Source organism: Mesorhizobium sp. M7A.F.Ca.CA.003.01.2.1 (assembly GCF_003998945.1).
In the GTDB taxonomy this organism is placed as follows: Bacteria; Pseudomonadota; Alphaproteobacteria; order Rhizobiales; family Rhizobiaceae; genus Mesorhizobium; species Mesorhizobium ciceri.
The window spans coordinates 1-12,185 of the sequence record NZ_RZRA01000044.1; the positions used below are offsets into that span (position 1 = coordinate 1).

Annotated in this window: 11 protein-coding genes; 6 read left to right on the forward strand and 5 right to left on the reverse strand. The window is 62.4% G+C overall.

Translation table 11 applies throughout. From position 1 onward, the window contains the following. Window positions 1-1,907 (reverse strand): PrkA family serine protein kinase (locus EN969_RS03815; RefSeq protein ID WP_127418994.1); only part of this gene is annotated, 1,907 nt, incomplete at its 3' end. A 240-nt stretch (window positions 1,908-2,147) separates the two neighbouring features. On the opposite strand from EN969_RS03815, the gene EN969_RS03820 reads away from it, so the two are divergent. After that, window positions 2,148-2,954 (forward strand): alpha/beta hydrolase, encoded by an 807-nt coding sequence (locus tag EN969_RS03820; protein ID WP_063169111.1) that lies wholly within the window; start codon window positions 2,148-2,150, stop codon window positions 2,952-2,954. A 98-nt stretch (window positions 2,955-3,052) separates the two neighbouring features. Next, window positions 3,053-4,606, forward strand: coding sequence for an acetolactate synthase large subunit (locus EN969_RS03825; RefSeq protein ID WP_063169110.1), 1,554 nt, complete (start codon window positions 3,053-3,055; stop codon window positions 4,604-4,606). Window positions 4,607-4,621: 15 nt separating this feature from the next. On the opposite strand, the gene EN969_RS03830 is transcribed toward EN969_RS03825, so the two are convergent. Continuing rightward, window positions 4,622-4,924 (reverse strand): BolA family transcriptional regulator, encoded by a 303-nt coding sequence (locus EN969_RS03830; RefSeq protein ID WP_063169109.1) that lies wholly within the window; start codon window positions 4,922-4,924, stop codon window positions 4,622-4,624. A gap of 181 nt (window positions 4,925-5,105) precedes the next feature. Between EN969_RS03830 and EN969_RS03835 the strand changes: the two genes are divergently transcribed. From EN969_RS03835 to EN969_RS03855, 4 genes are all read left to right on the forward strand, one after another. Then, the gene (locus EN969_RS03835; RefSeq protein ID WP_013529366.1) at window positions 5,106-5,735 is read left to right on the forward strand and encodes a J domain-containing protein; all 630 of its coding nucleotides are present in this window, start codon (window positions 5,106-5,108) and stop codon (window positions 5,733-5,735) included. A gap of 123 nt (window positions 5,736-5,858) precedes the next feature. Next, on the forward strand, window positions 5,859-6,845 hold the full coding sequence (gene cobS / locus EN969_RS03840; protein WP_013529367.1) for a cobaltochelatase subunit CobS: 987 nt from the start codon (window positions 5,859-5,861) through the stop codon (window positions 6,843-6,845). A 471-nt stretch (window positions 6,846-7,316) separates the two neighbouring features. Continuing rightward, window positions 7,317-9,221, forward strand: coding sequence for a cobaltochelatase subunit CobT (gene cobT, locus EN969_RS03850; RefSeq protein ID WP_181172684.1), 1,905 nt, complete (start codon window positions 7,317-7,319; stop codon window positions 9,219-9,221). Continuing rightward, window positions 9,218-10,246 carry an esterase-like activity of phytase family protein gene (locus EN969_RS03855; protein ID WP_063169107.1) on the forward strand — a complete coding sequence of 343 codons (1,029 nt, stop codon included), beginning with the start codon at window positions 9,218-9,220 and terminating at the stop codon, window positions 10,244-10,246. The genes cobT and EN969_RS03855 overlap by 4 nt, the downstream gene beginning before the upstream one ends. Before the next feature lie 11 nt (window positions 10,247-10,257). Here EN969_RS03855 and EN969_RS03860 read toward each other — a convergent pair whose 3' ends face one another. The 3 genes from EN969_RS03860 to rpmB all read right to left on the reverse strand — a co-directional run bounded on the left by EN969_RS03860 (window position 10,258) and on the right by rpmB (window position 12,150). Continuing rightward, window positions 10,258-10,929, reverse strand: coding sequence for a hypothetical protein (locus tag EN969_RS03860; protein WP_063169106.1), 672 nt, complete (start codon window positions 10,927-10,929; stop codon window positions 10,258-10,260). A gap of 59 nt (window positions 10,930-10,988) precedes the next feature. Beyond that, complete coding sequence (locus tag EN969_RS03865) at window positions 10,989-11,669, reverse strand: queuosine precursor transporter (RefSeq protein ID WP_024503743.1); 681 nt, start codon at window positions 11,667-11,669, stop codon at window positions 10,989-10,991. Between the two features lie 184 nt (window positions 11,670-11,853). Continuing rightward, window positions 11,854-12,150, reverse strand: coding sequence for a 50S ribosomal protein L28 (gene rpmB, locus EN969_RS03870; protein WP_013529373.1), 297 nt, complete (start codon window positions 12,148-12,150; stop codon window positions 11,854-11,856). Between the last annotated feature and the right edge of the window lie 35 nt (window positions 12,151-12,185).

Below are 12,185 nucleotides of genomic sequence, written 5' to 3' on the forward strand. Positions count from 1 at the left end.
CGCACCTGCCGCTCGGTGTAGCCGCGCTCGACCATCCGCTGCACGAATTCATTGTGCCGCTTTTCCGTGACACTGTCCTGCTTGGAGCCGAAACTGATCACCGGCAGGAGGTCCTCGACCTGGCCGAACATGCGTTTTTCGATGACTTCCCGCAGCTTTTCGTAACTTGTCCACGCCGGGTTGCGGCCATGGTTTCTTGCACGGGCGCGCAGGGTGAATTTCACCACCTCATTGCGGAAGTCCTTGGGATTGGCGATGCCGGCCGGTTTTTCGACCTGTGAAAGCTCGTTGTCCAAAACCTCGCGGTTGAGGATCTGGCCTGTGTCGGGATCCTTGTAGTCCTGGTCTTCGATCCAAGCGTCGGCATAGGCGATGTAGCGGTCGAAAAGGTTCTGGCCGTACTCGCTGTAGGATTCCAGATAGGCTTTCTGGATCTCATGGCCGATGAATTCGGCATACCGCGCGGCCAGCTCGGACTTGATGAACTCCAGATAGGCGGCTTCCGTCTCCTTCGGAAACTGTTCGCGCTTGATTGCCTCCTCCAGGATGTACATGAGATGCACGGGGTCGGCGGCCACCTCTTCGGTGTCGTAGTTGAAGGTCTGCGACAGGATCTTGAAGGCAAAGCGCGTGCTGACGCCTGCCATGCCCTCATCTACGCCGGCGGCGTCCCGATATTCCTGAACCGACTTTGCCTTGGGGTCGACTTCCTTGAGGTTCTCGCCATCATAGGCGCGCATCTTGGTGTAGAGCGGCGAATTGTCGTGCTCGGCCAAGCGGGTCGAGACGGTAAACCGGCTGAGGATGTCCAGCACCTCTGGAGCGCAGGGACTGGCGGCCAATTCGCTCTCCCGCAACAGTTTCTCGTAGATCTGCCGCTCTTCGGTTATCCGCAGGCAATACGGCACCTTGACGACGAGGATGCGATCGAGAAAAGCCTCATTGTTCTTGTTGTTCTTGAACTGCAGCCATTCCGACTCGTTGGAATGGGCCACGATGATCCCCTGGTAGGGAAAGGCGCCGAAATTTTCGGTGCCGTTGTAGCTGCCTTCCTGGGTAGCCGTCAGCAGCGGATGCAGGACCTTGATAGGCGCCTTGAACATTTCGACGAATTCAAGCAGGCCCTGGGTGGTCCGGTTCAGTCCACCGCTATAGGAATAGGCGTCCGGATCGGACTGGCTGAAGTTTTCCAATTGCCGGATGTCCACCTTGCCGACCAGGGCCGAGACGTCCTGATTGTTCTCGTCGCCGGGCTCGGTCTTGGCGATGCCGATCTGGCGCAGTCGCGACGGCATCAGCTTGACGACGCTGAACTTGGAAATGTCGCCGGAAAGTTCGTCGAGGCGCTTGGCCGCCCATGGCGAAATGAGCCCATTCAAGCGGCGTCGTGCAATGCCGTATTTATCCTCCAGCAGGTCGCCCATGCGATCGGGATGGAAAAGGCCAAGCGGCGATTCGAAAACCGGGCTGACCTGGTTGCCGACCTTCAGCGTGTAGATCGGGCGCTGTTCCATCAACTTCTTCAGCCGCTCGGCAAGGGAGGATTTGCCGCCGCCCACCGGGCCGAGCAAATAGAGGATTTGCTTGCGCTCCTCGAGCCCCTGGGACGCATAGCGAAAATAGCCGGCGATGCGCTCGATTGTATCCTCCATGCCGTAGAAATCGGCGAAGGAGGGGTACACTTTCAGGGTCCGGTTGGAGAAAATACGGCCGAGCCGCTCATCCTTGCTGGTGTCGACCAGGTTCGGCTCGCCGATCGCCTCGACCATCCGTTCAGGCGCCGAGGCATACATCGACTTGTCCTCGCGGCAGGCAAGGAGATATTGCTGGATGCTGATCTCTTCCTGCGCCGCGTTGGTGTAAATTTCCGAAAAGAGATCGAAGACGTCAGACTGGTTCTCTCGCATGATGCTTTTGCCCTCGGAGCCGCTGTGGCTTCCATTCGGCTCGTCTCGCATTCAACTGCCGGGGGGCACCGTTTGTTCCCTTCATGTGAAGAGGTGGCCGCGATCTTAAGGATTGAGGCTACTCCGCGAGACCAAAGCGCTCGTTGCGGAGCCGTATTCAGCGGGTAGCGGGTGTGTTGCGAACCCCTGACTGGACGGCTGGGGCGGCCGCGTGCAGTCTTGCCTTGCCAGGAGACAATGATGATCGATCGACGAAGCCTGATCATGGCCTCCATGGCGGCGATGCTGCCGTTGGAAGCGTCGGCCGCGTGGAAAACACGCCGGCCCACGCCAGAAACCTTCGACTACGGGCCGGCCAAGCTCGACATCTACGCGCCCGATGGTGCAACCGGCCTGCCGGTCGTGTTTTTCGTTCATGGCGGCACCTGGCAGTTTGGCAAACGCAGTCAGGTGGACGCCAAACCGGCCTTCCTGCTCGCCAACGGCTTCTGCTTCGTCTCCATCGATTACCGCATGCTGCCGCAGGCCAATGTCGCCACCCAGGCTGGTGACGTCGAAAAGGCCTATGCTTACATCAGGGCCAACATCGCCCGGCATGGCGGCGATCCCAACCGCATCGTCGGCATGGGCCATTCGGCCGGCTGCCATCTGGTTGCGCTGACCGGCATGCGCGGCGGATTGCCGGGCATAGCCGCGCTCATCCTCGACGACACCAGGGCCTATGATCTTGCAGCACTTGCCAAGAATGGCGGTATGGTCCGGGCCTATGCCCGCGTCTTTTCCGATCCCGCGCAATGGGCGGCACTTTCGCCGGCCAGCTATGTCGACGGCCGCAAGCACCCGCCGACTTTCATCGCCTATTCGCGGGCATCGGGCCGGAGCGAGGACTCCAGGGCCTTTGCCGAGCGCCTGCGATCGACGGGCACCAAGGTTACGCTGTTCGACGGCAGCGCCTATACGCATATGTCGATCAATCGCGATTTCGGCGAGGAGGGCGACGCGCTGACCGCGGCCGCGCTGGCATTCCTGAAATCGACGGTTGGCTGATCTTTACGGCACTGGATTAGATCAAAAGTAGCGGCAAGACATTGCTGCAGGTGCTCGCGGGTGCAACTGCTCTGCGATCTTGAGCGGGAGGGAATTGCATGAACGGCGCCGATGTCCTGTGTGACGTGCTTCTGGCCAATGATGTGACGGTCTGCTTCGCCAATCCCGGCACCTCCGAAATGCACTTCGTTGCAGCGCTTGACCGCAAGCCGAAAATGCGTTGCGTGCTCGGGCTGTTCGAAGGCGTGGTGACGGGTGCCGCCGATGGCTATGCGCGGATGACCGATCGGCCGGCCGCGACGCTGCTGCATACCGGTCCCGGCCTGGCCAACGGGCTGGCCAACATGCACAATGCCCGGCGTGCCTTCAGCCCGATGATCAACATCGTCGGCGACCACGCCTCTTACCATCTGCCGCTCGATGCCCCACTCACCAGCGATATCGAGAGCCTTGCGGCGCCGATGTCCAACTGGGTCGGCCGCGTCAAGGGTCCGGCCGATGTCGTGCCGGCAGCTGAAGCGGCCTTTCGCGCCTCGCTGACACCACCCGGCGTCGCGACCCTGATCCTGCCGGCGGATGCCGCCTGGGGCGAAGTCGAGGCGGTTTTGCCCGGCAAGGTGACGTTGGCGCCGACGCCGGCCGTCGATATGGACGCGGTACGCAAGATCGCCGCGGCGATCCGTGCCGCTCCGGGCCGGGCCGGCATGATCGTTCGCGGAAAGGCCGCGCGCGCCGATGCGCTCGCCATCGCCGGGCAGATCTCGACGGGCAGCGACGTCCGGCTGTTCGGCGAGGTTCTGATCGCACGGATGCAACGCGGGCGCGGGCGTGTCGCGCCGACCCGCATCCCCTATCCGGTCGATGCGGCGATGGCTGTGCTGAGCGACGTCGATGTTCTGATCCTGGTCGGCGCAAAGGAGCCGGTTGCCTTCTTCGCCTATCCGGGAAAACCGGGACGGCTTGTCCGGGAAGGCTGCGAGGTGCTGACATTGGCCGCCCATGGCGACGATCTGCATGCGGCGCTGGAGGCGCTTCGCGACGAACTTGGCATCAAGCCGTCGCGACACAAGGTGCTGGCGGCCGCTTTTCCCGACGAGGCAACGCCGAACGGCAAGCTGACGGAAGATGCCGTCGCACTTTCGGTGGCGCGCAAACTGCCGGCCGATGCGATCGTCTGCGATGAAGCGGTCACCTCGGCCAGGCGTTTCTTCGCGCTGTCGGCCTTTGCCGCGCCGCACGACTACATGATGGGCACGGGCGGATCGATCGGTGGCGGCATCCCGATGGCGACCGGGGCGGCAATCGCCTGTCCCGACCGCAAGGTGGTCAATCTCGAAGCCGACGGCAGCGGCATGTACACGGTGCAGGGATTGTGGACGCAGGCGCGGGAAAAGCTCGACGTGGTGACGATCGTGTTTTCCAACCGAACCTATGCGATCCTGCATGGCGAGATGAAGAATGTCGGCGTCGGCGCCATCGGCGAGAACGCCAGGCGCATGCTCGACCTCGACCATCCCTCGCTCGACTGGGTATCGCTGGCCAAAGGCATGGGCGTGGAGGCGGCTCGCGCCGATACGTGCGAGCGCTTCGACGCGTTGCTGGACAGTGCGCTGTCACGGCGCGGGCCGTTCCTCATCGAAGCGGTGCTCTGAGCGCGGGGAAGCGACCTACCAGCGGGTCTTTTCGCCGGGAGCCGCGGGTTCGATCGCCAGCGCATGCACGCCGGCCTTCAGTTCGTCGGCAAGCAGTTCGTTGACGGCGCGGTGACGGTCGATGCGGCTCATGCTGGCAAAGGCGGAAGCGACGACGCGGACGCGAAAATGCGTCTCGCCGGTGCCGTCGTAAGTGCCGTGATGGTCGGAGCCGTGATGGTGGTGGCCGGCATGGAGATGGCTCTCGTTGATGATAACCAGCCTGTCCGGCGAAAATGCCTTGTTGAGCTTGTCTTCCATGGTCGCCTGTATGGACATCGCCATCTCCCTTCACCACATATCGTTGGCGTCTCGGCCTGGAAACCGAAAATCGGTTTCGCGAGGGGCCGCCGCCGCGCAACAAAATCCGCCATTCGCCTGCTTTATGCCGCGATTCAGCGGTTAGGGCGATGATCGCGAAAATGTCAATTCTTGTTTCGCATCTGCGAACGCCCCATAAATGGGTAAGATGAAGCCGTACCCCAAATATTTCGAGAAGATTCGCGTCCGTCCCGACAAGGACGCGGAGCTGAAGTCGCACTCGCCGATCTGCCAGTGGGACGGCTGCAAGGAAGCGGGCACCCATCGTGCGCCGGTCGGGCGCATGAAGGAGGGTGAGTATTTCCACTTCTGCTTCGATCATGTGCGCGAGTACAACAAGGGCTTCAACTACTTTTCCGGCGTGCCGGACACCGAGGTCGCGCGCTTCCAGAAGGAAGCCATGACCGGGCACCGGCCGACCTGGAAGATGGGCGCCAACGGGGCCTCGACCCGGTCGTCGCCCGATATGGCCCAGATGCGCTCCGGCCGCGCCGGCTACTATAACCGCATGCGCGACCCGTTCGACCTGTTCAAGGGACCCAAGGATCCGCGCGAGGCGCGCGAGCGCAAGGCCAAGCCGCTTGAGGCCAAGGCGCTGGAAACGCTTGGTCTTGATACAAAGGCGACTGGCAAGGAGATCAAGGCGCGCTATAAGGAACTGGTGAAACTACACCATCCGGATGCGAATGGTGGCGACAGAGGTTCGGAAGACCGGTTCCGCGATGTGCTGCAAGCCTATCGCGTGCTCAAACAGGCGGGCCTGTGCTGAGCGACCATACGGTTCGTGTCGTTTTCCAACTTTCATAAGGTTGGAAAAGGCTTTAAGACCGCCCCCGGACAAAATCGATTGCCGGCGAAATCAGACGTTTCGCCCGTGGAGACGTTGAGAGATATGAACAAGGTCGATCGCGACATCGCCAACCTGCCCGACACGACGGTGTCGGTGAAGGAGAAATTCGGCTTCGAATCCAAGATGGTGGTGCCGGCCTATTCGGTGACATCGGAGCATGTGCCCGACATCGACCCGGACTATCTGTTCGACAAGAACACGACGATGGCGATCCTTGCGGGCTTTGCCTACAACCGCCGCGTCATGGTGTCGGGCTATCACGGTACCGGCAAGTCGACCCATATCGAACAGGTAGCCGCCCGCCTCAACTGGCCCTGCGTGCGCGTCAACCTCGACAGCCATGTCAGCCGTATCGATCTCGTCGGCAAGGACGCGATCGTGGTCAAGGACGGGTTGCAGATCACCGAATTCCGCGACGGCATCCTGCCCTGGGCCTACCAGCACAATGTCGCGCTGTGCTTCGACGAGTATGATGCCGGCCGTCCGGATGTGATGTTCGTCATCCAGCGCGTGCTGGAATCGTCAGGCCGGCTGACGCTGCTCGACCAGAGCCGGGTTATCCGCCCGCATCCGGCCTTCCGGCTGTTTTCGACCGCCAACACGGTCGGCCTGGGCGACACCACCGGCCTCTATCACGGCACCCAGCAGATCAACCAGGCCCAGATGGACCGCTGGTCGATCGTCACCACGCTGAATTATTTGCCGCACGACAATGAAGTCGCCATCGTGCTGGCCAAGGCCAAGCACTATCGCGACGGCAAGGGCAAGGACATCGTCAACAAGATGGTGCGCGTCGCCGACATGACGCGCTCGGCCTTCATCAACGGCGATCTGTCGACCGTGATGAGCCCGCGCACGGTGATCACCTGGGCAGAGAATGCCGAGATATTCGGCAATATCGGCATGGCGTTCCGGCTGACCTTCCTCAACAAGTGCGACGAACTGGAGCGCTCGGTGGTGGCCGAGTTCTACCAGCGCGCCTTCGGCGAGGATCTGCCCGAGAGCGCCGCCAACGTGGTGCTGGGCTAAGACCGCTCCATGGGAACGACCCACCGGACGTTCCTATGGAGTCTTGTATTCCTCTGCTTTGGTCTCAGTCAGGCAGCCATGGCCCAGAACCAACCACTCAAACCTGGGCAGACTTGGACGTATCACGGCGCGACACCAGTATCCTCGCGTGTGATCATAGGCGCTGTCGATTATCTGGAAGGCGAAAGTCAGCCGATCGTATCGATCTCAGTCTCTGACGCGCCGATACCTAATGACGGAAAGCAGCTGCAAACAATCCCTCACCTCCCTGTAGCGGCTGACGTACTGAGAGAAAGTCTGGTTGAACTTGAGGGTGTTCGTCCAATTCCCGACGGGTTTGACCACGGATACAGTCATTGGAGACAGGCATATGACAGTGGGAAAGGCGGCTATTTTACGATCTCGGTCGAAGAGATTATCGGCCTCCTGCGCACTCAGCTTGGCCAGCGGCCAGCGGTACAATAGAGATAGATGATGGCGGGTCCGGGCGACAACACGCGCAACAAGTCGAAGACGGGCTCTGAAGCCGACAGCTTCAAGCGTGCCGTCACCGTCTGCATGCGCGCCATTGCCGGCGACAAGGAACTGGAAGTCGGTTTCGCCAAGGACCGGCCGGCGCTCGCCGGCAGCCGCGCGCGCTTGCCGGAGCTGCCCAAGAAGGCATCGAAGACCGATATCGCGATCACCCGCGGCCTCGGCGATTCCATGGCGCTGAAGCGCGCCTGCCATGATGTGCGCATCCACACCAAGCTGGCGCCGGAAGGCAAGGCGGCCCGCGCCATCTATGACGCGGTCGAGCAGGCCCGCGTCGAGGCGATAGGCTCACGCGCCATGCAGGGCGTCGCCGACAATATCGGCTCGATGCTGGAGGACAAATACGCCAAGGCCAACCTCGTCGACATCAAGGACAAGGCCGACGCGCCGATCGAGGAAGCTCTTGCCCTGATGGTGCGCGAGAAGCTGACCGGCCGTCCGATCCCGAAAAGCGGCGAGCGGCTGGTCGAACTTTGGCGCCCCTGGGTCGAGGAGAAGGCCAAGGCCGACCTCGACGGATTGTCGGCCAAGCTCGGCGACCAGCAGGCGTTCGCCCGGGTCGTGCGCGAGATGCTGGCCTCCATGGAAATGGCCGAGGAACTCGGCGACGACCAGGAGACGGAAGATTCCGAGGACAATGATGACAACCAGCCGCAAGGCGAGGAGCAGAGCGAGGAGGGCGGCGAAGAGGATTCCGGCTCCGAGCAGTCGCAGTCCGAGGATGCCGAAGCTTCCGCCGATGACGAACAGTCGGCCGAGACGGAAGCCTCCGACGCCACCGCCGACGATCTGTCCGACGATGACGACGCCGATGCCGAAACACCCGGCGAAGCGCGCCGCAACGACAATCCCTTCACCAATCTGCCGAAAGAGATCGACTACAAGGTCTTCACCACCGCTTTCGACGAGACGGTCGGCGCCGAGGAGTTGTGCGAAGAAGAAGAGCTCGACCGGCTGCGCGCCTTCCTCGACAAGCAGCTCGCCAACCTGTCCGGCGTCGTCGGGCGGCTGGCCAACCGCCTGCAGCGCCGGCTGATGGCGCAGCAGAACCGCTCCTGGGACTTCGACCTGGAAGAGGGCTATCTCGACCCGGCACGGCTGGTGCGGGTCGTCATCGATCCGATGCAGCCGCTGTCGTTCAAGCAGGAGCGCGACACCAAGTTCCGCGACACGGTGGTGACGCTGGTGCTCGACAATTCCGGCTCGATGCGCGGCCGGCCGATCACGGTCGCCGCCACCTGCGCCGACATATTGGCGCGCACGCTGGAGCGCTGCGGCGTCTCGGTCGAGATCCTCGGCTTCACCACGCGGGCGTGGAAGGGCGGGCAGGCGCGCGAGAAATGGCTGAAGGACGGCAAGCCGCCGAATCCTGGCCGGCTCAACGATCTGCGCCACATCATCTACAAATCGGCCGACCATCCGTGGCGGCGGGCACGGCGCAATCTCGGCCTGATGATGCGCGAAGGCCTGCTCAAGGAAAATATCGACGGCGAGGCGCTGCTGTGGGCGCATAACCGGCTGATCGCCCGGCCCGAGCAGCGCAAGATCCTGATGATGATCTCGGACGGCGCGCCGGTCGACGATTCGACGCTGTCGGTCAATCCGGGCAATTATCTCGAACGCCATCTGCGCGCCGTCATCGAGCTGATCGAGACGCGTTCGCCTGTGGAACTCTTGGCCATCGGCATCGGCCACGATGTCACGCGCTACTACCGCCGCGCCGTCACCATCGTCGATGCCGAGGAGCTGGCTGGCGCCATGACCGAGCAGCTGGCTTCGCTGTTTGCCGAGGAAAGCGCGAAGGATACGCGGCGCGGCGGTGGTATGCGGCGCGCCGGATGATCTCCAGGCGCGGCGGCTTTCAGCAGACGCTTTTCGCCGCCATCGCCCTGCTTTCCGGTGTGGCTTCGGCGGCAGCCGGTTCGCCCGACTCTGGTTCTGTCGAACCGGTCGAAATCTCGGCCCGCCCGATCACCGAATTTCACATTGGCCGTGCCGACAAGCAATTCGGCCCTTTCGAATTCGTCGGCGGGCTGGAGATGACCTCGCCGACACGCGATTTCGGCGCGCTGTCGGCCTTCCGCTTCCTGAAGGCCGGCGGTGACTTCATCGGCGTTGCCGACACCGGCTTCTGGTTCTTCGGCACGGTGGTCCGCGACGCGGAAAAGCGGCCCTCCGGCATCCAGAATTTCCGCATGCAGCAGATGGTCGACGAGACCGGTCGGCCGATCGACAGGAAATGGGAGGTCGATGCGGAAGGCCTCGCGGTCAAGGACGGCATTGCCACCGTCGGCTTCGAGCGCAGCCACCGCGTCGCCCAGTTCAAGATCGACGCCAACGACATGAAGGCGCCGTTCAAGCCGCTGGATTTCGTCGTTCCGGCCCAGGAGCTGCGCCAGAATCGCGGCTTCGAGACCGTCACCCACGCCAATGCCAACGGTCAGCATGAGGGCGGCCTGGTCGTGGTCTCCGAAAAGAGCCTCGACAAGGCCGGCAACATCTATGCCGCCATCATCGAGGGGCCGCACAAGGGCGTCTTTACTGTCAAGCGCAACGGCGATTTCGACATCACCGACGGCGCCTTCCTGCCGGATGGCGATCTGCTGCTTCTGGAGCGCAGTTTCTCGATGGCGAGGGGCGTCAAGATGCGGCTGCGGCGCATCTATGGCGAAAGCGTCGAGAAGGGCGCGGTCGCCGACGGGCCGGTGCTGCTGGAGGCCGACATGGGCTACCAGATCGACAATATGGAAGGGCTCGACGTCTGGACCCGCGACGACGGCGCGCTGATGGTGTCGCTGATCTCCGACGACAACCACTCGATCCTGCAGCGCAACCTCTATCTGGAATTCATCCTGCACCAGGATTGAGCCCGCCGGCTTTACGTCTTGGTGGCGATCCAGATGATATGGCGCGCGCCGCGCTTGCCGTTGGCGCGCGTACTGACCTCTTCGACCCCGAAGCCTGCCTGCTTCAGCCGCCGCGTGAAGCCGATGTCGGGGCCTTGCGACCACACCGCCAGCACGCCGCCCGACTTGAGGGCGCTGCGTGCGGCTGCGAGGCCCTGCAGGCTGTAGAGCGCGTCGTTGGATTTGTGGACGATGCCTTCCGGGCCGTTGTCGACATCGAGCAGGATGGCGTCCCAGGCCGCGGGCTGCCAGCGTATCAGCTGCCCGACATCGGTCTCCTGAATGGTGACGCGCGGATCGTCGAGACAGCCGCCAAAGATTTCGGCCATCGGACCGCGCGCCCAGGCGACAACGGCCGGCACCAGTTCAGCGATGACGATTCCGGCATCATTGGCCAATTCTGTAAGCGCGGCGCGCAAGGTAAAACCCATGCCAAGCCCACCGATCAGGATTGTTGGATGGCTATGGCCGGCAATCCGCCCGCAGGACAGTTTTGCCAGCGCTTCCTCGGAACCGCTGAGGCGGCTGTTCATGAGCTCGTTGGTGCCCAGCATGATCGAGAATTCGGTGCCGCGCCGCTTGAGGCGAAGTTCTTGTCCGCCGTCTGGGGTCTTCGCTGAATCGAGCTGGATCCACGGGATCATGATCTTTGTCCGACCAGGATCTTTTCCGAAAACGGGGTCCCACTTTTCGGGATCATGGTTTAAGCCGCAACCGCGGGCTGGCTCCAGCGGGCAGCGAGCAACCGGTAGGGTATGAGTGCGACGACGGCGATGATCAGTTTCACCGAGAGATCACCAAGCGCCCAGGAGATCCAGCGCATCGCCTCGACATGGAAGACGCCCATCAAGGGTGCGTTTTCCAACGCAAAGCCGTCGTTTGGTCCGGCGAAGGCAAAGGCAGCCGAGAAAGCGACGGTGAAGAACACGGCGGTGTCGAACACCGACCCGACCAGCGTGCCGATGATCGGCGCCCGCCACCAGCTCTGCCGGCGCAGCCGGTTGAACACGGTGACATCGAGCAGTTGCGCGGAAAGGAACGCCGCTCCGGACGCGGCCGCGATACGCACCAGCCGGTCGGCGGCGGTCTCGAATTCGATCAGGCCGTGACGGAACAGGAAGGGCGGGACAAGGATCGAGCAGATCACCGCCGTCATGAAGCCGACAAGGACGATCCGGCGCGCCACAGTGGGTCCGTAGCGGCGGTTGGCGAGGTCGGTGACCAGGAACGAGAAGGGATAGGTGAAGGCCCCCCAAGTCAGAAGGTCGGCCAGCGAGAGGCCCCCGATCTGGCCCTGCATCGGGAATTGCACGAGAATGTTCGATGCCACGACGACAAGCGCCATGGCGGCCACGAAGGGCAAATACCGCGAGAAGGAAGTCATTTTTTTATCCTGGGTAATGGAACCAGCCAAGCATCATGCCCATGCGGGCGATGCTCGCCTTCGTATGTGGGCACCGGATTGCCAAAACCTTGCGGCTTCGATCCGATGCCCCAAGGCCAACAAGATGTTGGCCAGAGGCCAACAAGATGTTGGCCAGGGCGGTCGTCCCCCGCCTTTGAACTGTTTAAGCGGCAGCCTGCTCGGCGGTCTTCTTGGCGATCTGCTTCTTCAGCAGACGGGCGCGCTGCGACAATTCCTTGACGTCGGCCTTGGCCAGGAAGGCGTCGAGACCGCCGCGATGTTCGACCGAACGCAGTGCGTTGGCCGAAATGCGCAGGCGCACATTCTGGTTCAGCGCTTCCGAAATCAGCGTCACATTGACGAGGTTCGGCAGGAAGCGACGCTTGGTCTTGTTGTTGGCGTGGCTCACATTGTTGCCGGACATGACTGCCTTGGCAGTGAGTTCGCAGGTGCGGGACATTGTTCTAACCTTCAGTTCTCGGGGTCTGCCAAACA

What these genes read in the sequence shown, in the direction of transcription:
- EN969_RS03820 (WP_063169111.1), top strand. Translation starts at nt 2,148, where the DNA reads ATGATCGATCGACGAAGCCTGATCATGGCCTCCATGGCGGCGATGCTG.
- EN969_RS03825 (WP_063169110.1), top strand. Translation starts at nt 3,053, where the DNA reads ATGAACGGCGCCGATGTCCTGTGTGACGTGCTTCTGGCCAATGATGTG.
- EN969_RS03830 (WP_063169109.1), bottom strand. Translation starts at nt 4,924, where the DNA reads ATGTCCATACAGGCGACCATGGAAGACAAGCTCAACAAGGCATTTTCG.
- EN969_RS03835 (WP_013529366.1), top strand. Translation starts at nt 5,106, where the DNA reads ATGGGTAAGATGAAGCCGTACCCCAAATATTTCGAGAAGATTCGCGTC.
- cobS (WP_013529367.1), top strand. Translation starts at nt 5,859, where the DNA reads ATGAACAAGGTCGATCGCGACATCGCCAACCTGCCCGACACGACGGTG.
- cobT (WP_181172684.1), top strand. Translation starts at nt 7,317, where the DNA reads ATGATGGCGGGTCCGGGCGACAACACGCGCAACAAGTCGAAGACGGGC.
- EN969_RS03855 (WP_063169107.1), top strand. Translation starts at nt 9,218, where the DNA reads ATGATCTCCAGGCGCGGCGGCTTTCAGCAGACGCTTTTCGCCGCCATC.
- EN969_RS03860 (WP_063169106.1), bottom strand. Translation starts at nt 10,929, where the DNA reads ATGATCCCGTGGATCCAGCTCGATTCAGCGAAGACCCCAGACGGCGGA.
- EN969_RS03865 (WP_024503743.1), bottom strand. Translation starts at nt 11,669, where the DNA reads ATGACTTCCTTCTCGCGGTATTTGCCCTTCGTGGCCGCCATGGCGCTT.
- rpmB (WP_013529373.1), bottom strand. Translation starts at nt 12,150, where the DNA reads ATGTCCCGCACCTGCGAACTCACTGCCAAGGCAGTCATGTCCGGCAAC.